The sequence below is a fragment of the Vreelandella sp. DA03-1M genome (genome assembly GCF_055725665.1).
The window spans coordinates 1,801,193-1,822,916 of sequence record NZ_CM146798.1 but is presented as its reverse complement, the minus strand read 5'-3'; the positions used below and the strand labels follow the sequence as shown (position 1 = coordinate 1,822,916).

Below are 21,724 nucleotides of genomic sequence, written 5' to 3'. Positions count from 1 at the left end.
TTAATCTCCCGCTACGGTCATGGCATCAATTAACCAACTACCCGTGTGAACACTGCCACGGGTATCGGTGTCATCGCCAATCCCCACTAACCCGGCAAACATCCGCTCCAGGTTCCCAGCGATCGTAAACTCCTCGATCGGGTACTGTACTTTTCCATCCTCTACCCAAAACCCTGCAGCGCCACGTGAGTAATCACCGGTCACGCCGTTAACGCCCTGCCCCATCAGCTCGGTTACCCAAATACCCCGCCCCATCTCTTTTAATAGACTGTCACGGGATTGCAGTGGTGCCACTAAACGCACATTTCGTGCCCCACCAGCATTGCCCGTGGTTTGCAAACCCAGCCGACGAGCACTGTAGGAAGAGAGCATATAGCTGGCAATGCTGCCCTGATCGATAAAACGATTATTACGGGTTTGCACGCCCTCGCCATCAAACGGCGAACTCGCTGTGGCACCGATTTCCATTGGACGTTCTTCAAGGCTGAACCAATCGGGAAACAGCGGCGTGCCAAGCCGATCACACAGAAAAGAGGCTTGGCGATATAAAGCACCACCTGCTAAACCACTCAGTAAATGACCAATCAATCCACTGGACAGCGACGGGTCAAATAGCACTGGAAAGGTGCCCGTGGGCGGACGTTTTGCGCCGAGCCTGCGCAGCGTACGCTCGGCGGCCTCACGGCCCACCTCGGCGGGGTCGCGCAGTGCCTTGGGATCGCGTGCAGAAGTGTAGTCATAGTCGCGCTGCATACCGCTCGCATCCTGGGCAATCAGCATGCATGAAAGAGAGTGACTACTGCCCTTTTGGGTACCTAAAAAGCCGTGGCTATTGGCATAAACGCGCACGCCTTCGCCACTCGAAAGTGATGCGCCATCTGACTGCGAGATACCGTCAACATCACGCCCCGCCTGCTCGCAAGCAAGCGCTAGCTCGATCGCCTCATCGGTTGTGAGTGCCCAGGGGTAATGCACTTCCAGATCGGGTAACTCGGTGGCCATCAACGATGCATCGGCCAACCCGGCGGCCGGATCTTCTCCGGTATAGCGGGCAATCGCCAGCGCTTTTTCTACCGCAGCCTGGATCGAGGCGCTGCTAGCATCCGTTGATGAGGCACTACCTTTACGCTGGCCTACGTAAAGCGTCACGGCGATGCCCTGATCTCGGGATAACTCAACCGTTTCAACTTCGCCCTGGCGTACGCTCACACCTATTCCCTGATCGACGCTTGCGCCTACTTCGGCAGCATCCGCGCCCAAGCGCTTTGCCAGCGCTAGCGCCTCTTCGGCCCGCGCGGTCAGTAACGACTGCTGCGCGGATGCATCAAATGCCTGTGCCATATGGCCTCCTTTCTCAACCGAATGTCTCCAAGAGAATGTCTTCGGCGAATCAATGTTGTACTCGCAGCTGGTATAATGCCGCAACGAATTTTATCTGTGAGCCACACTATGCGTAAGCAACGTCCCGACCCCGTTGAAGTAGAAGAGCAGGAAGAACGCCCAAGCAAGTCGCAACTCAAACGCGAAATGCATGCCTTACAGGCACTTGGGGAAACGTTAATCGCCATGCGACCGGCAGAGCGCGCCCGCTTTCCCCTTTCTGACGATATGCTGCGCGCTATCGAGGAAACCTCGCGCATTCGTTCTCATGAAGGCCGCCGCCGCCATATGCAGTACGTCGGCAAACTTATCCGTAAAGAGGACCTCGCCGCCATCCAAGGCGTGTTCGATTCCATTGATCAAGAGCAGGAACAGCGCGACCACGCGTTTCACCGTCTCGAAAAATGGCGTGAACGCTTAATTGACGAAGGCGATGATGCTGTTGACCTGTTCATGGCGGAGCATCCCGATGCGGACCGCCAAACGCTGCGTCAATTAATTCGCAACGCCCAGCGCGAACGCGAGCAGGGCAAACCACCGACCAGCTCGCGTAAGCTCTTCAAACACCTTCGCGAAACCTTAGCGCTTTAAAACAGGCGCTTTAAAAGCAGTTCTTGAAAAAAGCTTTTTAAGACTGCGTGCCGCCAACGGTCAGCTCATCCAATTTCAGGGTGGGCTGGCCGACACCGACCGGCACGCCCTGCCCCTCTTTACCACACACACCAATCCCGGTGTCCAACGCCATGTCGTGGCCAATCATGGAAACGCGCTGCATGGCTTCCGGACCATTGCCGATTAAAGTGGCCCCTTTAACAGGCGCGGTCACCTTGCCGTCTTCAATCAGGTAGGCTTCGCTGGCGGAGAACACGAATTTACCCGAGGTAATATCCACCTGGCCGCCGCCAAAGCTGACCGCGTAAATACCGCGCTTAACGCTTTTGATAATATCGCTAGGCTCATCCTGACCAGCCAGCATGACCGTGTTGGTCATGCGTGGCATCGGCAAGTGGGCGAAAGATTCACGCCGCGCGTTTCCTGTGGGCGCCATGCCCATTAATCGGGCATTGAGCTTATCCTGCATATAGCCTGTTAAAATGCCGTCTTCAATAAGCGGCGTATACTGACCCGGCGTCCCTTCGTCATCCACGCTCATTGAGCCACGGCTATCCGATATCGTCGCATCGTCGACAATGGTGACGCCTTTAGCGGCCACACGCTCGCCCATCTTGCCAGCAAAGGCGGAACTGCCTTTACGATTGAAATCACCTTCAAGGCCGTGCCCTACCGCTTCATGCAGCAAGATTCCCGGCCAGCCGGATGCCAACACCACAGGCATTTGCCCTGCGGGTGCATCAATGGCTTCCAGGTTAACCAACGCCTGACGCACCGCCTCTTTGGCGTACTGCTCCGCCACTTGATCATCACGCAGTTTAGCCATGGAGTAACGACCGCCGCCACCGGCGCTGCCGCGTTCGCGACGCCCATTCTTAACTGCAATCACGCTGACATTGAAGCGCACCAGCGGGCGGATATCGGCCGCCAACGTGCCGTCACTAGCCCGCACCAACACCACTTCATAGGTGCCCGATAAGGAGGCACTTACCTGACTAATACTGGGGTCGGCAGCACGCGCCACACGGTCAGCCTGTTTCAGCATGGCGACTTTCTCTTCAGCACTCAGGCCAGCCAAGGGATCAATCCCTGCATAGCGCGACATGGCGGACACCGGACTAACCAGTTGCCCAGGCAAGCGCTTACCACTGCGCACAATGCCAGCCGCGGTGCGGCCGGTATCCATCAATGCATCGGCGGTAATTTGGTTGGAGTAGGCAAAACCAGTCTTCTCACCCGCCAGCGAACGCACGCCGACACCACCATCGATATTATAACTGGCCTCTTTTACCTCGCTATCTTCCAGCACCCAGCCCTCTTGCCAAGTCCGCTGGAAATAAAGGTCGGCGTAGTCAATACCCGCGCCCATGGCGTAGCCCAACCCTGTTTCCAGAGCGTCTAAATCCAACCCTCCGGGAGTCAACAGGATGGCTGCAGCGGTATCTACATCACTTTTATATGCGGTCATTGGGGGCCTTCTAAAGTAACCTGCGGCGAAGTCCATGGGCCTCGCACGCGATAATGAAGCGTTGTGGCGCGATCAAGGGCGTCGCCAAACAGTTGATCGGCGAGAAATAGCGCGCCGCCGACGATGGGCGCACCAACGGCAATGGCCGCGATCGGCAAACTTTGCGTCACTGGTAGTGTGACGCCAAGCCGCTGGTCAAGTTCACGCGTTACAAGATCGACGTTGCCTGTTAGCGTTAGGGTGGTGGCCGGGGCGTCAATTTGCAATGGGCCGCGAAGTGTTAGCAGTCCACCGGTTACATCGGCGGTACCGTTTACCCGGTCAAATGCAGTGCCCTGGCCGGTAACGTCAGAAAAATCCAAGCGCAGCCGTCGTAAGATGTTATCGAAATTGAGCAAGCCGATTAACCGCGCCGGTGCCGATTCCAGGGTGACGAAGCTGCCGTCACGAATGTCGGTGCTGATATAGCCATCGGCATGCCTTAACGCAAGTTGCCAGGGGGCGCCTGGCCAATCCAGCGAGGCCACCACATCGGTGCTGCGGCTGCGCATGGCCACAGGCTGGTCTAGGCGCTCAAGGGCGGTGCCGATATCCCCACCTTGAATTGAGATATCCGCACGGGTGTGGCTGGAAGAGGCATTACCCTCCCAGTACAACTCGCCTCGCGCTGAGAGCTGGCCAAGGGTCAACCCAACCGGAGTGAGCGAAAAGCGCTCTCCATCGGTTTGCCAGTAGGCCGTCAACGGACCGAAACGGCGTGGCCCCATGGAAATTTCGGATAATCGCAATCGCCCATTAGGCACATCGGCCAGCCAATCGGGAATGGCGGCTGGCGCCTGGCGCTGGGTTTTAACCGCTTGCATCCAGGAGTCTGGCGTAGGCGCATCACTGTCATGTTGCTTGTTAGCTAACGCCAGCAAACGATCAAGTGACAACGCTTCAATCGTCATATCCAAGGGCTGCGGCGATTGCGCATTGTACTGTAAGCGCCCGGTCACAAGATTACCGCTTAAATCCATATCGATGAGGTCACCGTTCATGCCACCGGTGGCACTAAGGCTGCCTAAACACTCATCTTGATAAACCACGCAGGGTGTCGATAACGCTACTGTTAAGGGCACCTGGCCGTTACCATTGCTGGGCGTAGACGCGCCTTCTGCCATTAACGGTGCAATCGCCTGCTGCCAAGCCAGCGGGTCAATACGCGGCACATCGGCATCAATGCTTAACCCAGCCTTCGTAGGCCAAGCGTGCGTGCGCGCTGCCTCATTACCTAGATATAGCGACCCGGCAAGAGAGCCGTTACGCTGCTGAAGTCGTGCGGAAGCAATATCAGCCAAACGGCTTTGGATCCGTCCAGCTTCAATGTCAGCCGCCACACTCCAGGGCCATGGCTGCTGGGCCGACTTGGCAAACGGTGCCGGTAAATGGCTGGTGACACCGAGTAGACGGCTTTCCAGGCGCAGGGTTGGCGTGGGCATTAAGCTGACATTGCCTTGCCACTGTAGCTGCCCTTCTAGCGGCAGGCGCCCCTGGCTGTCATCCAACCCAGCGAGCTCAAAAAGTGCCGAGGTCGCTACATTACCCTGCAGCTCTATTCTGTCGTCTTGGGTGTGAAAATCTGCGGCTATTTGCCCGCCTAGCAATTGGCCACTGGCGTCACCCACCAGCCCGCTGCTCTCTCCGTCCTGCAGCCAAGCGAGGTCACCCTCGACCGACTGAAGCCGTAAATCCAACGGCTGATAAACCACTTCGGAGAAGCTTGGCAAGGCATTAATTTCCAGCTGCAGCGCATCAGGCGTTTCCAGCGGCAGCGACAAGGCAATATCGCCATTAACATCGCCCGTTACGCGCAAATCACTCAGTGGGGAAAGATCAATATCGGGCATCGCCTGTAAAAAGGTCGTTAACGCTGAACCATCCGCCTGCAGCTGGCCCGATAAATTAAGTATCTCATTCTCCATCACCACTTCACCCTCTGAAGCAGTCACACCATGGCTTTGGGCATGTTCAACTTCAGCCTCTAACACCTTATTTTGCCATTTTAGACGGCCTTCAACGTCATCAAGACGTGGCCAGCCTGGCGCAATCGGTAAATGGCCTTGTGTAATTGCCAGCGCAAGTGTGGCGGTAAAATCCTCAGCGGTTACCGTTTCTCCTAAGGGTTGGCTTAGCTGTAACGACCCCTCGGTGACATAGCCACCGATATCGTTGAGCAGCCAATCGCGTAGTCCTTTATCCATCACGCTAAGCGGCAGCCACTGAGCCAGCGGTCGGTCTAGCGCGTCCACCTCACTAAAATCTAGATCTAAGCCAAAATGGCCGCGCTGATTACCGGTGACTAAACCAAAACCACCCGACACCTGAGCGCCATCCCAGTCAACGCTGAGGTTCTTGCCACTCACCATGGTATTGGGGCCATCGTATACCCACTCCACTTCGCCTTCGGCACGTCTTAACTGCATGGGAGCGGTAAAAAACTCGGGGAAATAGAGGGTACTGTCGCCGTCGCTACTAAATAGTACACGGCCACGAAAATCCCGCGCCTGCACCCAGGCATCCAACGGGCCGCCGCCAGGGGCCTGCTGCCAAGGCGAGACCTCGACACCGGTTAGGGCCGCATCGACTCCCCAGCGACCTTCTTGCTGCCCAACGTGCAATCCCTGGACTTGCCCGCGGGGGGCAAGGGTTTGCAATACTCGCGTTACTGACTCAGGTAGCAATACATAATCGCGCCAGGCTGTCAGCGAGGCGAGTTCAAAGGCACTGGTGCGAACTTCCCACCTCCCTGGTTGATGGGTGGCGTGCCAGTATCGCGGCAAGGCCGGGCCAACGCTGCCCCCGGGGGGTTGCGCCCACTCGACGCTATCAGCGTCACCACTCAGCCATGCCTCGCCTCCGTCGCCGTCACGCTGCCATAAGCCATTCGCTTCAATATCCCTTAGCACCGCGTACTGAACATTATGGCGAAGGGTTAACTGGGGCACATCGACGGCAACACGGGCCTCCTCAAGACGCCCAGCGCTCCAGCGGCCCCATAGCCGCGCACTCCCCCCAGCCTGCTCTAAATAGGCGGCATGATCAGGACGGAACATAGCGGCCAACACTACCAATTGATCAAGCTGAATATCCAGCTGTAGTGCTGCAGAAAAGTCGCTAAAGCCATGTTGACCGGGCTGCATCTCAACCTTCATTTCAGCCGCGGGAAGGGCAACCTTGCGCGCTTGCTGTAAAGATTCCGCAATATTGATCGCGCCTTCCAGCCGTGTGCGCCGCTCATCGCCAGTCAGCAGCAGTGTCTCGGCATGTAACATCACGGTGTCGTGCCTACCATGCAGCACCACGCGGGTGTCGTCTACCCATAGCCGCTGGCGCAATATGAGTCCGGCCCAGTCATCAATAGCGGCCAGATCGACATCCGGTTCAGACGCCATTAATAGCGGCAACTCGGCAGGCTCAGGCCATTGCCAAGAAGCTCCCGTGCCTTGATAGAGATGAAACTCAGTTCCGCTTATGCGTGCGTCGCTAAAAATCGGCGCCCTATTGACAAGCGACGCCCAGGTATCCAAACGCAGCCCTGCATGGTCCAGGGAAAACAGTGCTTGGCCATCGGGCGTTTCTGCGCTCAACCCATCAAGGCTTAACAGCAGGTCGCTCCGGGCAAAGGAAAGCGATAACCGCTCAATAGTGACCGGCACACCAATACGCGCTTCAAGCAGCGCTTCAATGCGAGGGGTAAGAGCGTCGGATTGACTGAAGGCCAAGCGGAGAAATAGCAGCAACATAGCGGTGCTGCCTAGCAGCCAGGCCGCTATCAGTAAACTCCAACGCACCAGCGAACGAGTCTGCATGATTACATCAGTACGATATCGTACTGCTCTTGGGAGTAGTGCTGTTCAACCTGGAAGCGGATCGTTTTATTAATAAATGTCTCCAGGTCTGCTACCGCAGCTGACTCCTCATCCAATAGACGATCAACGACGGACTGCGAGGCAAGCACCATGTAAGTTTCGGCACTGTAGGCGCGCTCCTCTCGGAGAATCTCGCGAAAGATTTCATAACAGACCGTTTCCGGGGTTTTCAGTGTTCCACGGCCGCTGCAGGTGGGGCAGGCTTCACAGAGCGTCTGCTCCAAACTTTCCCGGGTACGCTTACGAGTAAGTTGAACAAGGCCTAGTTCAGTGACGCCGGTACACTTGGTTTTGGCGTGATCGCGCTCTAAGGCTTTTTCCAGCACCCGCAATACCTGCCGCTGATGCTCAACGTCAATCATATCGATAAAGTCGATAATGATAATGCCGCCCAGATTACGCAGCCGAAGCTGGCGGGCAATCGCCGTCGCTGCTTCAAGATTGGTCTTGAAAATAGTCTCTTCAAGATTGCGGTGCCCCACATAACCACCGGTATTCACATCGATGGTGGTCATAGCCTCAGTGGGGTCAATAACCAAATAGCCGCCAGACTTAAGCTGTACCTTACGGCCTAACGCTTTCTGGATCTCATCTTCGACGCTATAGAGATCAAAGATAGGGCGCTCGCCGGGGTAGTACTCAATACGCTCGACCGCATCTGGCATAAACTCTTCAGCGAACTCCACCAGCTTGACGAAGTTTTCCCGTGAATCGATACGCACTTTTTCGATATCGTCGCGCATAACGTCGCGTAGCGTACGCATAAAGAGCGGTAAATCATCATAAATCACGCTCTGTGGTGTCGCGGTAACTTTACGCTCACTCACCTTGCGCCATAGACGCAACAAGAAATACATATCGCCTTTCAGTTCTTCATCGCCCACCCCTTCAGCAGCGGTGCGAACAATAAAGCCACCCGTCACTTCCAGCGTTTGCTCTGCCACGCTGCTATCCAGCAGTGCCTTTAAGCGCTCACGTTCACGCTCATCTTCAATGCGCTGCGATACGCCATGGTGTGGCGAGTCCGGCATGTATACCAAATAACGGGAAGGGATCGAAAGATGCGTGGTTAAGCGCGCCCCTTTGCTACCAATGGGATCCTTAGTGGCCTGCACGACTAGTGCCTGCCCTTCATGGAGCAACTGCCCAATGGTTTGCTGTTCATCAGGAGGCGTGCCTGGCGGCATTACTTCATGGGCATGAATAAACGCCGCCCGCTCTAAGCCAATATCAACAAAAGCAGCCTGCATTCCAGGCAGTACACGCACTACTTTGCCTTTGTAGATATTGCCCACGATACCACGCCGACGGGAACGCTCGATCAGTGCCTCTTGCAAAACGCCATTTTCAACCAGCGCGACGCGGGTTTCCATTGGCGTTAAATTGATGAGAACTTCACCGCTCATGCAAAATTCCTTGTTGGTTGACGTATTCCTTGCCAGCGACTCAGGTGGCGCTCTCATCCAAGGGGAGTTAAACGCGCTGCCAGATGGGGACTCCCTGTCGGCGTAGCAAGTGTGTCGTCTCAAACAGTGGTAGCCCTACCACCGCCGAATGACTGCCATGAATCTGTTTTACAAATATGGCTGCTAATCCCTGTATTGCGTACCCACCTGCCTTATCAGCGGGCTCGCCGGTACGCCAGTAGGCAACAATCTCATGTGCTTCTATTTCTCGCATGGTCACCTGGGTGGTCACGCAGCAGGAGAGCATACCTTCAGGCCCACTCACCGCCACGGCGGTCAGCACTTCATGCTGCCTACCGGAAAGCAGCCGCAGCATATCAGCCCCCTGCTCGGCATCCACCGGTTTACCTAGAATTCGCCCATCAACGACGACAGCGGTATCTGACCCTAACGTAGGTAAGTCCGTTAGGGGGGATGCCGCCTTGGCTTTGGCAATCGCTAAGCGCTGTACATACGCTTGGGCCGACTCACCAACCAGCGGTGTCTCATCAATATCACAGGGGTGAACCGTAACCGATACACCAATAGATTCCAGCAAGGCCCGACGGCGTGGTGAGGCAGACGCTAAGCATAAGACAGGTGCAGTCATGAAGCGGCCAACCGACGCTCAAATGCTTGGAACATGGTAGATAGCCACGGCCATAAAAATGCACTGATCAGCGAGGGAATTAAAAAGGCCAGGTGAATCGAAAAATCACCCACGATGGTGCGCAGCCACTGCGCGACGAGCTGCACTAAGCCGAGCAACACCAACACGAGAGCCGACTGTTGTACCAGTGAATAAGCCCGGAAGCGTGGGTACACCAATGCACAAAGGAACGCTAAGAGCGAATAGATGAGAGCATGCTGCCCAAGCGCGGTGCCTTCGATTAAATCCATCAAAATGCCTAGTACAAAGCCATGAAAAACGCCGACTCTGTCGGGAGCTCGCATACACCAGTAAATTAGCATAAGCCCCAGCCATTCAGGCCGATATACCTGCCAGCCATCGGCCAGCGGCATGACTTGCAAACATAACGCCAATAGCAGGCTTAGCCAAATAGCTAAAATAGGCACAACCGGTGCACGCGCCATCAGGGCACCTCTTGATCGGGATTAGCAAGCCGTAGCGAGGAGCGTAACGCCTCTGCCGAGATATCCAGCGTTTCATCCCACGCATGCTCTTCCACTTCCACACGCGGAGGCGGGAAAAGCAGCAAAAAGTGGCGCGAGCGTTGTAACTGCGCCATGGGCTCGGCCGTTACACGCGCAAAGGGCTTACCAGGGTCGTGGAAAACCTCTGTTACGCGTGCGACGGGATACCCCGGCGGGAAACGCCCCGCTAACCCTGAAGTGGTTAGCAAGTCACCCTCACGAATATCCGCTGTATCGGGGACATGCATCACATTAACACTGCTGTAACGCCCGGCCCCCTGAACAATAAAGCGTAACCCATTACGGTTTAGCTGGACCGGCAAGGCATGACTGGCATCCGCTAATAGCAAAACGCGACTGGAATAGGCAGAGACAGCAGTAATTTGGCCCACCAAACCAGAGGCGTCGATAACCGGCTGCCCCACGTAGGCGCCGTTACGGTGCCCACGATTGACTACCATTTGATGACTAAAAGGGTCATTATCCAGCGATAAAAGCTCCGCCGTGATATAGGGAATATCACGACGTTCAGCGGCCCTTAGCAATTCGCGCAGCTCGCTGTTTTCCGCTGTTAAATTCGCCATTCGCTGACCACGATGGGAAAGGGTAAGAATCTGCTCACGCAGGCGACGGTTTTCATCCACCAGGGCCTGTTGATCAGAAAGTGCCAGCGACCCCCAATTCAACAGGTCACTAGGCACGCTAACCACCCATTGGATAGGGGCAACAACTGTCGACAGTTGCGCACGCACTTGTTCCATACGCGTGAAACGCTGGTCGACAAACATCAAAGCACTGGCAGCCAATACGCAAAAAAACAGCCGATAGCCCGGCAGTGGCCCGTGCGAAAACAGCGGCTTAATAGGCAATCCCCCGCAATTAACCGCTGCGATTAGTCGCTCGACAGCAACTCAAAGGTGTGCTGATCAATCATTTCCAGCGCTTTACCACCGCCACGAGCAACACAGGTCAACGGATCTTCAGCCACAATCACCGGCAAACCTGTCTCTTCAGCAATGAGCTTATCCAAATCGCGCAACAAAGCACCGCCACCCGTTAACACCAAGCCACGCTCGGCGATATCGGACGCCAATTCAGGGGGAGATTGTTCAAGCGCGCTTTTGATCGCTGCTACAATGGAACCCAGCGTTTCCTGCAATGCTTCCAGGATTTCGTGGGAATTGAGCGTAAAGCTGCGCGGGATACCTTCAGCCAGATTACGGCCACGCACATCAATTTCACGTAGCTCGCCCCCTGGGTAGGCGCAGCCGATCTCTTCTTTGATGCGCTCAGCCGTCGCTTCACCAATCAAGCTGCCGTAGTGACGACGCACGTAAGCAGTGATCGCTTCATCAAAGCGGTCGCCGCCCACCCGGATAGACTCGGAATAGACCACGCCATTGAGAGAAATAATCGCGATTTCAGTGGTACCACCACCGATATCGACCACCATCGACCCTTGCGCTTCATCAACCGGAAGACCCGCACCAATAGCCGCTGCCATGGGCTCTTCAATCAAGAACACCTCGCGAGCACCAGCACCTTCCGCTGACTCGCGAATCGCCCGACGCTCGACTTGCGTTGACATGCAAGGAACGCACACCAGCACTCGTGGGCTGGGGGTTAGGAAAGTGCTTTGGTGAACTTTACGGATAAAGTGCTGAAGCATCTGCTCGGTGACGGTGAAGTCGGCAATGACACCATCTTTCATCGGCCGAATTGCCGTAATGTTGCCAGGCGTACGCCCCAGCATTCGCTTGGCATCAGTACCGACTGCCGCGACGCTACGCATATTGCCTGACTGGCGGATAGCAACCACGGACGGCTCATCAAGCACGATGCCGCGACCGCGTACATAAATCAGTGTGTTGGCTGTACCCAGATCAATCGATAGATCGCTGGAAAACAGCCCCCTTAAACGTTTAAACATGGATGTTGTTACCTAGTGCAGACCGGGAACCCTGTGCGGATGCAAACGGTATCACCGCAACCCCCTGGCAGCAAGCACGAGTCGTGCCTAATACTGCCCGTTAAGGCCAATATGTGGTACCTTTTGCGGCTATTTTCCACGTCTGCTACACAAGACGTTTTTTTGATATCGGTATGTATACCGCTTAAAGCGGATATTGTTCAATTACGTTTACGAGGAATATCGATCATGGCGCTTGAAGAATCTCATGTGCGCCGGGCCGCTCACTTGGCCCGACTCGCCGTCAGCGATGACCAAGCCAGCGGCTTTGTAGAAGACCTAAGCCGGATTCTGGACATGGTCGATCAGCTACAAAGCCTTGATACTGAAGGTGTTAAGCCGCTAGCCCATCCGTTAGATGCGACCCAGCGACTGCGCGCCGATGAAGTCACCGAGTCTAACCAGCGCGACACTTTTCAGCGCTGTGCTCCGGCAGTGGAAAACGGCTTGTATCTGGTGCCTCGCGTCGTTGAATAATAACGTTGCCGAGCTAACCCGAGCCACCCACACCGCCTCTTTTTTTCGCCTCTGAACGGAGCTTCCGGGTCATGTATGAGAAAACATTAACGCAACTCGCTGCTGCCTTAAAAAGCGGCGAGTTCTCAAGTCGAGAGCTGACCGCTCACTATTTGCAGCGCATTGAAAAAGCAGACGGCAAATTGAACAGTTTTATCAGCGTGACCGCTGAGCAAGCGCTGAAGCATGCTGAAATAGCAGATAACGCCCGGGCAGGGGGCACTGCAGGGCCGCTGGAGGGCATTCCTCTGGCGCTTAAAGATATTTTTTGTACTCGCGATGTAAAAACCAGTTGCGGCTCAAAAATGCTGGATAATTTTATCGCCCCCTACAATGCCACCGTCGTTGAAAAGCTGAACGCAGCGGGCACGATTAGTCTGGGCAAAACCAATATGGATGAGTTCGCCATGGGCTCGTCCAACGAAAACAGCTACTACGGCCCAGTCAAAAACCCTTGGGATTTGACCGCGGTGCCGGGCGGCAGCTCAGGCGGCAGCGCGGCAGCAGTCGCGGCTGGCTTGGTACCTGCCGCCATGGGCACCGATACCGGCGGCTCCATCCGCCAACCGGCGGCGTTTTGCGGCATCACTGGTTTAAAGCCTACTTACGGCCGTGTTTCACGCTTTGGCATTATTGCCTACGCTTCAAGCCTTGATCAGGCAGGTCCCATGGCGCGCAGCGCCGAAGATTGCGCGCACCTGCTTGGCGTTATTGCCGGTCACGATGGACGCGACTCCACCAGCGTCACCCGCGGCGTACCGGACTACGTGGAAAGCCTTAACGCTCCGCTCTCAGGCTTAAAGATTGGTCTGCCTAAAGAGTATTTTGGCGATGGCTTAGATTCCGATGTTGAAAAGGCCGTCCGCGAAGCAGTGAAAGTGTACGAATCCCTGGGCGCGACGGTACGCGAGGTCAGCCTACCGCATACGCACTATGCGATTCCGGCTTACTACGTTATCGCCCCTGCCGAAGCCTCTTCGAACCTGTCGCGCTACGACGGCGTGCGCTTTGGCCATCGCTGCGACAATCCCAGCGATTTGATTGATCTGTATACCCGCTCGCGGGCTGAAGGCTTCGGTGAAGAGGTCAAGCGGCGCATTCTGATCGGCACCCACACGCTGTCGGAAGGTTTCTTTGACGCCTACTATACCAAGGCGCAAAAAGTACGCCGCCTGATCCGCCAGGACTTCCTAGACGCCTTTGAAGATGTGGATGTGCTGATGGGCCCGGCCTCTCCCACGCCAGCTTTCGACCTAGGCGCTAAAAAAGATCCTGTATCAATGTACCTTCAGGACATCTACACCATCGCGGTTAATCTGGCGGGCATCCCCGGCATCAGCGTACCGGCTGGCTTTTCCAATGGTCGACCGGTGGGCCTGCAAATTCTCGGCACCCACTTTGCCGAAGCGCAGCTACTGAATGTCGCTCACCAGTTTCAACAAGCGACCGATTGGCACTTACAACGTCCTGCCTTTGCCGAGGAGTACGCCTAATGCAATGGGAAACCGTGATTGGGCTTGAAGTCCACGTTCAGCTCGCAACGCGTTCAAAAATTTTCTCCGGTGCCTCAACGGCGTTTGGCGCTGAGCCTAATACCCAAGCGTGCGCGGTCGATTTAGGCCTGCCCGGCGCATTGCCGGTGCTTAACGAACAGGCGGTGGCGATGGCCGTCCAGTTCGGCTTGGCAGTACATGCGGATATCGCTGAAGTGTCGGTGTTTGACCGTAAGAATTACTTTTACCCCGACCTACCCAAGGGCTATCAGACCAGCCAGATGTACCACCCCATCGTAGGGCCTGGCGACATTGAGATTACCCTGGAAGATGGCAGCACCAAGTGTATCCGCATTCACCATGCTCATCTTGAAGAGGATGCTGGCAAGTCACTGCATGAAGATTTTCATGGCATGACCGGCATTGACCTGAACCGGGCGGGCACACCGCTGCTGGAAATCGTTTCAGAGCCCGATATGCGTAGCGCGAAAGAAGCCGCGGCGTATCTCAAGGCGATTCACTCGATCGTCACCTACCTGGGCATTTCTGACGGCAATATGGCGGAAGGCTCAATGCGTTGCGACGTTAACGTTTCAGTACGCCCCACGGGCCAGGAGGCCTTTGGGACGCGCGCAGAGATTAAAAACGTTAACTCTTTCCGCTTCGTCGAACGTGCGATTGCGTTTGAAGTTGAGCGGCAGATTGAACTGATCGAAGATGGCGGCAGCGTGATTCAAGAAACGCGCCTATTCGACCCGGATCGCGATGAAACCCGCAGCATGCGCACCAAGGAAGAAGCCAACGACTATCGCTACTTCCCTTGCCCTGACCTGCTGCCGGTAGTGCTTGATCAAGCCTACTTGGATCACTTACGCAGCCAGTTGCCTGAACTGCCTGCCGATAAGCGCGAACGCTTCCAAAACGAGCTGGGCCTCTCTGCTTATGACGCCAATGTCATTTCAGCCAGCCGCGATATGGCCGAGTTCTTTGAGGCCGTGCATAACGAGTGTGGCGATGCCAAACAGTCGGCTAACTGGGTACAGGGCGAGCTTTCCGGCGCCCTTAATCGCGAAAACCTGAGCATTGCCAACAGCCCGATTTCGGCGCGCCAGCTAGGCGAGCTGATCAGTCGCGTGCTGGACGACACCATCAACGGCAAAGCGGCAAAAGAGGTTTTTCAGGCGCTGTGGAATGGCCAGGGCGAATCCGCCGACGATGTTATTGATGCCAAAGGGCTCAAACAAGTAACGGATACTGGCGCGATTGAAGCGATGATCGATCAAGTGATCGCCGACAGTCCCGCCCAGGTCGCCCAGTATCGTGATTCGGAGCCGGAAAAACGCGGCAAAATGATCGGTTACTTTGTCGGTCAGGTAATGAAAGCATCGCGGGGCACCGCCAATCCGCAACAGGTGAATGGCTTGCTAAAGGAGAAGCTAGACGCGCTGTTGTAACGGTAATTTTATCTGAAAGTTACTAACTACTAGCGGCTGCCCCGGCAGCCGCTTTTTGGTCTTTATGGCCATCAAAGCTGGCTGGGCTGGGTAAAACGCTTCAGCTGCGCACAGCCTGCCGCCCAGACCTCGGCTTCAAACTCAGCGATGGCGGCGGTAGGAAAACCAATGCCTTGGGCAGGGCTACCCTCTACCAACAGCCCCGCTAAATCGCCCACCAGCGGCATATGGCTAACCAGCATAATCGGTGTTGTGCCCTCAGGCTGTTCAAGCAGCCAGTCGCTCACAGCGCTGGGCGAGTCCTCAGGGGTGATAAAATCTAGCGTCTCAAGGGGAGTACCCAGCGCATCGCACAGCGCTAGCGCGGTTTGCTGCGCTCGTGCGTAGGGGCTGGCATAAAGCGTTGGCATTGACAGTTCACCAGCAGCCACACGCTCGGCCAGCCAGCGCGCCATTTTTTCGGTCTCACGCTCACCGCGGGGCGTTAAGCGGCGCGCATGATCAGGATACCCTGGCCCAGCCTCACCATGGCGCATGATCAACATATCAGGCATCCGAGCCTCCGTTTTTTTGAGAGGGAGGAGCCTGGTCATGGTGGGCTTGGTCGCGATGAGCCTGCTGAACGGCCTCACGGGGCAGGATAAATTCTACATCACTACTCTGCTCCCCCATCATCAGGGTGCGCGCCATATCTTGAGCAGGCACGCCGTCAAACAGTACGTGGTGAAGCCCTTCCGCCAACGGCATATAAACACCCATCTCGCTCGCTTTGGCACATACCAACTTCACTGTATTAACGCCTTCCGCCACTTGACCAAGTGAATCAACGGCTTCCTCCAGCGTCCGCCCCTCTCCCATGGCATAACCCACCCGGTAGTTACGCGATAAATTAGACGAGCAGGTAACGATCAAATCTCCTACGCCTGCCAAGCCTAAAAAAGTCATGGGGTTAGCACCCTGAGCAACCGCAAAGCGGCTCATTTCAGCCAGTGCGCGGGTCATCAACATACTGCGGGTGTTTTCACCCATACCCAGCGCCGCCGCCATGCCCGCCGCAATGGCGTAAATATTTTTTAGTGCGCCACCTAACTCAACACCGTGGCGATCATCGCTGGCGTAAACGCGGAAATAACGGCAGCCCAGCGCTTGCTGAACCCGCGTGCGGGTTAACGGGTCAGCGCTAGCAATGACCGTAGCGGTTAACTGTTTATCGGCAATTTCAGACGCCAAGTTAGGCCCTGCAATCACACCAATGTGGCTAAAGCCTGTCTCCTGCTCAAGCACCTGGCTCATGAGCAAGAAGCCGTCCTGCTCAATCCCTTTAGTGGTACTTACCAGAATTTGCTCGGGTCTCAGCCACGCTTTTGCTGCTTGCACCACGCTGCGAAAGGCCTTTGAGGGAATCGCAATCAGCACCAGGGAGGCATCAGTCAATACAGCCTGCATATCGGTTGAGGCTTCTACGGCTGGATTCATTGCGTAATGAGGCAGATAGCGCCCGTTACGGTGTTCATTATTTATTTGCGCGACCAGCGTGTCGTCACGCATCCACTGACGGACGCGGGCGCCATTGTCGGCGGCAATACTCGCTAATGCTGTACCGAAACTACCGCCTCCAAGTACGGCGACCTTGATTTGCTGCTCAGCCATGATGATGTCCTAATAAGTCTCGCAGAACGTGCACGCCCACTTTATCAAAACTAGCCTACTAAAACAGACGGCCCGCTTGGGTAACCAAACGGGCCGTCTTGGGCGCTGATAAATATGAGCGTTAGTAACTAACGCCTAAGCAATAGCGCCTTAGTGTAAGAACCTACTAGGCGGTCAGCACACTGTTAAGACGCTTCACGTAGGCGGCAGGATCATCCAAATGACCGCCTTCAGCAATGATGGCTTGATCCAGCAGGATGTAGGAAAGCTGCGTGAACAGATCACCTTCAGCCCCTTCCAAGCGGGCCACTAGCGCATGGCTGGGGTTCAGCTCAAGGATCGGCTTCACCTCGGGCAGCGGCTGCCCTGCGGCTTCCATAATACGCCGCATCTGATAGCCCATCTCATGCTCGGGTAACACTACACAGGCTGGCGAGTCGGTCAGGCGATGCGTGATTTTCACTTCCTGCACGCCGTCGCCTAGCGCTTCTTTGACGCGCTTAACCAGATCCTCTTTCGCTTTAGCGGTCTCTTCCTGGGCTTTCTTCTCTGCTTCATCTTCTACATCGCCAAGATCAAGCTCGCCCTTGGCGACATCGGCAAAGGTGTTGCCATCGAACTCAGTCAGATGGCTCATCAGCCAGTCATCAATACGGTCAGACAGCAGCAGAACTTCGATGCCTTTTTTACGGAAGATCTCCAGATGCGGGCTATTTTTCGCCGCATTGAAACTATCAGCCACGACGTAGTAAATCTTCTTCTGGCCTTCTTTCATGCGCTCGACATAATCAGCCAACGCATGTTCCTGGGTAGCCGTATCGGTGTGGGTTGAGGCAAAGCGCAGCAAACCAGCGATTTTCTCGCGGTTAGACGGATCTTCACCCGGCCCCTCTTTCAATACGCTACCGAAGGTATTCCAGAAGGTTTGATACTGCTCTTTATCCTTGGCGAGCTTTTTCAGCATATCCAAGCCGCGCTTGGTGAGCGCCGATTTGATCTTATCGACGTTGGGGTCTTGCTGGAGCAGTTCACGGGATACGTTTAGCGACAGCTCGCGGGTATCCAGCACGCCTTTGATAAAGCGCAGATAGAGCGGCAGGAACTGTTCGGCGTCGTCCATAATAAAGACGCGCTGCACATAGAGCTTAACGCCCCGGGCGCCGTCGCGGTCAAACATATCAAACGGCGCGCGGCCCGGTACATAGAGCAGGCTGGTGTATTCGAGCTTGCCTTCGACCTTGTTGTGACTCCAGGTCAGCGGGTCAGAGAAATCGTGGGCAACGTGCTTGTAGAACGCCTTGTACTCGTCGTCGGAAACTTCGCTCTTGGGGCGCGACCATAGCGCCGTCGCCTCGTTAACGGTTTCCCAGGTAGTCACTTCACTACCTTCGATGCTGTTGCCCTCATCGTCTTTGGCCGTTTCGGTTTTCGGCATGCGCACGGGCACTTCGATATGATCCGAGTACTTCCGCACCAAGCCCTGCAGACGATAGTCGTCGGCAAACTCTTTGGCGTCTTCTTTCAAGTGCAGAGTGATTTCGGTACCGTGTTGGGCTCGCTCGATATCGGCAACGGTAAACTCACCCTCGCCTTTTGAGCGCCATTCAACGCCTTCGGAAGCTTGCGTACCCGCTTTGCGGGTGCGCACCGAAATTTCATCAGCGACAATAAAGCCCGAGTAGAAGCCAACGCCGAACTGGCCGATCAGCTTGGCATCTTTCTGCTGCTCGCCGGAAAGCTGCTTGAGAAACTCAGCGGTACCGGAGCGGGCGATGGTGCCCAAGTTGGCGATCACGTCTTCGCGGTTCATGCCGACACCGTTATCACGTAGGGTGATGGTGTTGGCATCGTGGTCATGTTCGATTTCGATGCGTAGCTCGCTGTCACCTTCGTAGAGCGCATCGTTATCGAGGGCCGCGTAGCGCAGCTTATCGCAGGCGTCGGCAGCGTTTGAGATAAGCTCGCGTAAGAAAATCTCCCGGTTGGAGTACAGGGAGTGAATCATCAAATTCAGCAGCTGCTTAACTTCCGTTTGAAAGCCGAGCGTTTCTTCGTGGTTAGCCGATTTATCAGTTGCTTGTTCGTGGGTAGCTGTAGTCATGCGCTTAGCCCTTATCAATCACGTTGAGTCATATCCCTCTGCGTTTACATGCAGCGGGATAAAATGGTTTCGTGGACTTGATATGGGGATAGGCCGCGATTTTTCAAGCAGCCGGGGATTAAGAAACAAGTGGAATTAAGAAGGCGTCATATCAGGATCGGCATACTTCCACGCTCGATAACCTTCCAGGCGCTGATCGATACGATTGAGCAGCCATCCGACAATCAGCACGTCGTCGACCACGCCGATGAGCATCAAAAAATCGGGAATCAGGTCAAACGGCATTACCAAGTAGCCTAGCGCTAATGCCATCATGCCGAAGGCCGACCAGGGAATCGGCCGAAAGTCGCCGCGAATCACATCACGCGTCATAGGGATAAACAGTTTTAAAGCGCGCACAATACGTTTTGTCGCCCAAACGCGGGATTTGAGTCGACGCAGCAACCACCAAGTGGATAATGGGGCCATTAACATTAAATCCTTTGAGTGTCTGGGCTGTCAGATCATGATTGCGACTATTCGTTCAGTATAGCGGGTACCCCGCAAACTAAATGGGCTGACTTGAACCCTGACTAAGTGACATCGATTTATAGAGAGAGAGCACCATGTTGGTTTTGCCATTTCGCCATACCGCCCGTGTGCTGTGTACAGCACTGCTGGCGGGATTACCTGCGTTTTCGTGGGCCGCATCCGATAGTGAGTTACGCGATGCGCTCGCTGCCGCAAGGGAGCAGCAGTGGTCCCAGGTTGATGAACGCTCAATTGAAAACCACCCACTGCGCGGCTACGTGGAATACCACCGCTTAAGGAGGCAATTGCCTAACGTTTCCCCTAACCGCGTGCATCAATTTATCGACCAGCACGCAGACTCTCCCCTAGCGGGATGGCTGCGTGGGCAAGCGATTGCAAAGTATGGTCATGCAGGGCGCTATAGTGACCTTCTCGCGGTAGCCAATGGCGAACCAACAGGCACCGCTCGCCAGTGCTACTACTACACGGCGCTGCTGGATGAGCAGCCTCAGCAGGCGAGCCAGGCGGGGTTAGCTTTATGGCGGGTAGGCAGCTCGCAGCCCAACGCTTGCGACCCGCTATTTGATCGCCTGCGTGCCAACGGTACTATCGATGCCACGGCTGTTTGGGAACGCAAGATGCTGGCTTGGCAGGCGGGCGAAACAGGCCTTGCAAACTACCTTGACGGGTTGTTAAGCGGTCAGTGGCAAACTGCTCTGGACACCGTGGGTAGCGTAACTGAACGCAGCAGTGCCATTACTCAGGCACCCACCTGCCTGGGCCCAGAGTGTGCCGCAACCGCTAGCTTTTACCGAGCGGCCATGCAGCGTTTTACACGTGAAGACACCCCCGCTGCGTTTGCCGCTTGGCAGACATTATCACCACGCTTGACCCTGCTGCCCAGTGACCGTGCAGCCATCGAGGAAGAGCTGGCATTTTATGCCTTAGTACGCGATGTACCCGGCACGCTCAATTGGGTCGACAGCGTGCTACCAACACTTGAGAGCGAGCGCGTTTCAGAGCTTCGCGTTCGCCATGCCCTGGCAAACCGAGACTGGAACGGCGTGCTCCACTGGATTGCCGAAATGCCAGCGACCCAGCAAGAAAGTAGTCGTTGGCAGTATTGGCTGGGCCGCGCCAATGGGCAGCTTGGCAATCAGGCGGCCGCCGAAGCCCGCTACCGACAGGCTGCGCAGGATCGCAGTTTTTACGGCTTTGCGGCAGCAGAAAAGCTCGGCCAACCCTATCAGTTAAATCTTGAGCGCAATCATTTTGACGAAGCGTCGCGCCAGCGTATAGCGCAACTCCCCGCCATTCAGCGCACCGAGGCCTTGCTACGCATTGGCGAGGATGGTCTCGCCAACAGCGAATGGCTGCACGCGGTGCAGAGCGGCTCTCCGCAACAGGCACGAGCGCTGGCCGACTATGCCGCTCAGCAGCAGTGGCATGCGCGCCTGGTGCAGACCACCATTGCTGCTGAAATGTGGGACGCCCTGGATTGGCGTTTCCCCCAGGCCTATCACGACAGCTTTCAGCACTGGGGCCGTCTCACTGGCGTAGACCCGTACCTGCTGATGGCCATTACCCGGCGTGAAAGCGCTTACAACCCTAACGCTCTTTCACCCGCAGGGGCGCGTGGATTAATGCAGCTAATGCCTGGCACCGCCAGCCAAGTCAGCCGCGAACTCGGCATTAGTGATCCTGGCCCTTACGGCGTCCTCGACCCGGAGCTTAATATTCGCCTGGGAAGCACCTACTTGCGTGACAAACTGCAACGCTACCAGGGCAATCGCTTAGCAGCTGCTGCGGCTTACAACGCTGGCCCAGGCCGAGTCGACCAATGGCTAGGCGATGGCGTAGAGGCGTTTGACCTATTTGTGGAAAGCATCCCCTTCCGCGAAACCCGCGACTACGTACAGGCCGTCCTGAGCTATCGTGTAATTTTCGAGAGCCTTGCTAACGGTGGCAATAGTGAAGGCGTTTCGCTGCTGAGCGATAACGAACAGCAGGTACGCTACGACCGAGCGCTGCTCGCCCGCCGTTAGGCTTGCTACCCACTA

At 55.8% G+C, this 21,724-nt stretch carries 17 protein-coding genes; 5 read left to right on the top strand and 12 right to left on the bottom strand.

Annotation, left to right across the window (positions count from 1 at the left end):
• The gene (gene pmbA / locus ACXUPB_RS08365) at positions 1-1,341 is read right to left on the bottom strand and encodes a metalloprotease PmbA (protein ID WP_472956211.1); all 1,341 of its coding nucleotides are present in this window, start codon (positions 1,339-1,341) and stop codon (positions 1-3) included.
• Positions 1,342-1,449: 108 nt separating this feature from the next.
• Here pmbA and yjgA point away from each other — a divergent pair, with 108 nt between their 5' ends.
• Positions 1,450-1,971 (top strand): ribosome biogenesis factor YjgA, encoded by a 522-nt coding sequence (yjgA, locus tag ACXUPB_RS08360; RefSeq protein ID WP_008958645.1) that lies wholly within the window; start codon positions 1,450-1,452, stop codon positions 1,969-1,971.
• Between the two features lie 37 nt (positions 1,972-2,008).
• Here the strand turns inward: yjgA and tldD are convergent, their stop codons facing one another.
• The 7 genes from tldD to ACXUPB_RS08325 all read right to left on the bottom strand — a co-directional run bounded on the left by tldD (position 2,009) and on the right by ACXUPB_RS08325 (position 11,901).
• On the bottom strand, positions 2,009-3,460 hold the full coding sequence (gene tldD / locus ACXUPB_RS08355) for a metalloprotease TldD (protein WP_176303078.1): 1,452 nt from the start codon (positions 3,458-3,460) through the stop codon (positions 2,009-2,011).
• Positions 3,457-7,311 (bottom strand): YhdP family phospholipid transporter, encoded by a 3,855-nt coding sequence (locus ACXUPB_RS08350; RefSeq protein ID WP_472956209.1) that lies wholly within the window; start codon positions 7,309-7,311, stop codon positions 3,457-3,459. The genes tldD and ACXUPB_RS08350 overlap by 4 nt, the downstream gene beginning before the upstream one ends.
• Before the next feature lie 2 nt (positions 7,312-7,313).
• On the bottom strand, positions 7,314-8,777 hold the full coding sequence (gene rng, locus ACXUPB_RS08345) for a ribonuclease G (protein WP_176303076.1): 1,464 nt from the start codon (positions 8,775-8,777) through the stop codon (positions 7,314-7,316).
• Between the two features lie 67 nt (positions 8,778-8,844).
• Positions 8,845-9,426, bottom strand: a complete 582-nt coding sequence (locus ACXUPB_RS08340; protein ID WP_472956205.1) for a Maf family protein — start codon at positions 9,424-9,426, stop codon at positions 8,845-8,847.
• A complete protein-coding gene (gene mreD / locus ACXUPB_RS08335; RefSeq protein WP_008958640.1) occupies positions 9,423-9,911 on the bottom strand; it encodes a rod shape-determining protein MreD in 489 nt (162 codons plus the stop codon). The genes ACXUPB_RS08340 and mreD overlap by 4 nt, the downstream gene beginning before the upstream one ends.
• Complete coding sequence (gene mreC / locus ACXUPB_RS08330; RefSeq protein WP_339933884.1) at positions 9,911-10,840, bottom strand: rod shape-determining protein MreC; 930 nt, start codon at positions 10,838-10,840, stop codon at positions 9,911-9,913. The genes mreD and mreC overlap by 1 nt, the downstream gene beginning before the upstream one ends.
• A 23-nt stretch (positions 10,841-10,863) precedes the next feature.
• A complete protein-coding gene (locus tag ACXUPB_RS08325) occupies positions 10,864-11,901 on the bottom strand; it encodes a rod shape-determining protein (RefSeq protein WP_008958638.1) in 1,038 nt (345 codons plus the stop codon).
• 228 nt (positions 11,902-12,129) lie between these two features.
• On the opposite strand from ACXUPB_RS08325, the gene gatC reads away from it, so the two are divergent.
• The 3 genes from gatC (at position 12,130) to gatB (ending at position 15,403) form a co-directional block, all read left to right on the top strand.
• The gene (gatC, locus tag ACXUPB_RS08320; RefSeq protein WP_008958637.1) at positions 12,130-12,417 is read left to right on the top strand and encodes an Asp-tRNA(Asn)/Glu-tRNA(Gln) amidotransferase subunit GatC; all 288 of its coding nucleotides are present in this window, start codon (positions 12,130-12,132) and stop codon (positions 12,415-12,417) included.
• Between the two features lie 71 nt (positions 12,418-12,488).
• Positions 12,489-13,949 (top strand): Asp-tRNA(Asn)/Glu-tRNA(Gln) amidotransferase subunit GatA, encoded by a 1,461-nt coding sequence (gene gatA / locus ACXUPB_RS08315; protein ID WP_472956203.1) that lies wholly within the window; start codon positions 12,489-12,491, stop codon positions 13,947-13,949.
• Complete coding sequence (gene gatB, locus ACXUPB_RS08310) at positions 13,949-15,403, top strand: Asp-tRNA(Asn)/Glu-tRNA(Gln) amidotransferase subunit GatB (RefSeq protein WP_335596846.1); 1,455 nt, start codon at positions 13,949-13,951, stop codon at positions 15,401-15,403. The genes gatA and gatB overlap by 1 nt, the downstream gene beginning before the upstream one ends.
• A gap of 71 nt (positions 15,404-15,474) precedes the next feature.
• On the opposite strand, the gene sixA is transcribed toward gatB, so the two are convergent.
• The 4 genes from sixA to ACXUPB_RS08290 all read right to left on the bottom strand — a co-directional run bounded on the left by sixA (position 15,475) and on the right by ACXUPB_RS08290 (position 19,622).
• Entirely contained in the window at positions 15,475-15,957 is a 483-nt protein-coding gene (gene sixA / locus ACXUPB_RS08305; RefSeq protein WP_472956202.1) for a phosphohistidine phosphatase SixA, read from the bottom strand.
• On the bottom strand, positions 15,950-17,053 hold the full coding sequence (locus ACXUPB_RS08300; RefSeq protein ID WP_472956200.1) for an NAD(P)H-dependent glycerol-3-phosphate dehydrogenase: 1,104 nt from the start codon (positions 17,051-17,053) through the stop codon (positions 15,950-15,952). Before ACXUPB_RS08300 ends, sixA begins: the two co-directional genes overlap by 8 nt.
• Positions 17,054-17,219: 166 nt before the next feature.
• Positions 17,220-19,154, bottom strand: coding sequence for a molecular chaperone HtpG (gene htpG, locus ACXUPB_RS08295; protein ID WP_472956198.1), 1,935 nt, complete (start codon positions 19,152-19,154; stop codon positions 17,220-17,222).
• Positions 19,155-19,289: 135 nt separating this feature from the next.
• Entirely contained in the window at positions 19,290-19,622 is a 333-nt protein-coding gene (locus ACXUPB_RS08290) for a YkvA family protein (RefSeq protein WP_071692793.1), read from the bottom strand.
• 137 nt (positions 19,623-19,759) lie between these two features.
• Here ACXUPB_RS08290 and ACXUPB_RS08285 point away from each other — a divergent pair, with 137 nt between their 5' ends.
• Positions 19,760-21,709: a transglycosylase SLT domain-containing protein gene (locus ACXUPB_RS08285; protein WP_472956196.1), complete on the top strand. Its 1,950-nt coding sequence runs from the start codon at positions 19,760-19,762 to the stop codon at positions 21,707-21,709.
• Positions 21,710-21,724: the final 15 nt, after the last annotated feature.

Bases quoted from the DNA above. Each gene is read 5' to 3' on its own strand.
- gatC (WP_008958637.1), top strand. From the start codon at position 12,130: ATGGCGCTTGAAGAATCTCATGTGCGCCGGGCCGCTCACTTGGCCCGA.
- ACXUPB_RS08300 (WP_472956200.1), bottom strand. From the start codon at position 17,053: ATGGCTGAGCAGCAAATCAAGGTCGCCGTACTTGGAGGCGGTAGTTTC.
- yjgA (WP_008958645.1), top strand. From the start codon at position 1,450: ATGCGTAAGCAACGTCCCGACCCCGTTGAAGTAGAAGAGCAGGAAGAA.
- sixA (WP_472956202.1), bottom strand. From the start codon at position 15,957: ATGCCTGATATGTTGATCATGCGCCATGGTGAGGCTGGGCCAGGGTAT.
- ACXUPB_RS08290 (WP_071692793.1), bottom strand. From the start codon at position 19,622: ATGGCCCCATTATCCACTTGGTGGTTGCTGCGTCGACTCAAATCCCGC.
- ACXUPB_RS08325 (WP_008958638.1), bottom strand. From the start codon at position 11,901: ATGTTTAAACGTTTAAGGGGGCTGTTTTCCAGCGATCTATCGATTGAT.
- rng (WP_176303076.1), bottom strand. From the start codon at position 8,777: ATGAGCGGTGAAGTTCTCATCAATTTAACGCCAATGGAAACCCGCGTC.
- ACXUPB_RS08285 (WP_472956196.1), top strand. From the start codon at position 19,760: ATGTTGGTTTTGCCATTTCGCCATACCGCCCGTGTGCTGTGTACAGCA.
- mreD (WP_008958640.1), bottom strand. From the start codon at position 9,911: ATGGCGCGTGCACCGGTTGTGCCTATTTTAGCTATTTGGCTAAGCCTG.
- gatB (WP_335596846.1), top strand. From the start codon at position 13,949: ATGCAATGGGAAACCGTGATTGGGCTTGAAGTCCACGTTCAGCTCGCA.
- ACXUPB_RS08350 (WP_472956209.1), bottom strand. From the start codon at position 7,311: ATGCAGACTCGTTCGCTGGTGCGTTGGAGTTTACTGATAGCGGCCTGG.
- tldD (WP_176303078.1), bottom strand. From the start codon at position 3,460: ATGACCGCATATAAAAGTGATGTAGATACCGCTGCAGCCATCCTGTTG.
- gatA (WP_472956203.1), top strand. From the start codon at position 12,489: ATGTATGAGAAAACATTAACGCAACTCGCTGCTGCCTTAAAAAGCGGC.
- ACXUPB_RS08340 (WP_472956205.1), bottom strand. From the start codon at position 9,426: ATGACTGCACCTGTCTTATGCTTAGCGTCTGCCTCACCACGCCGTCGG.
- pmbA (WP_472956211.1), bottom strand. From the start codon at position 1,341: ATGGCACAGGCATTTGATGCATCCGCGCAGCAGTCGTTACTGACCGCG.
- htpG (WP_472956198.1), bottom strand. From the start codon at position 19,154: ATGACTACAGCTACCCACGAACAAGCAACTGATAAATCGGCTAACCAC.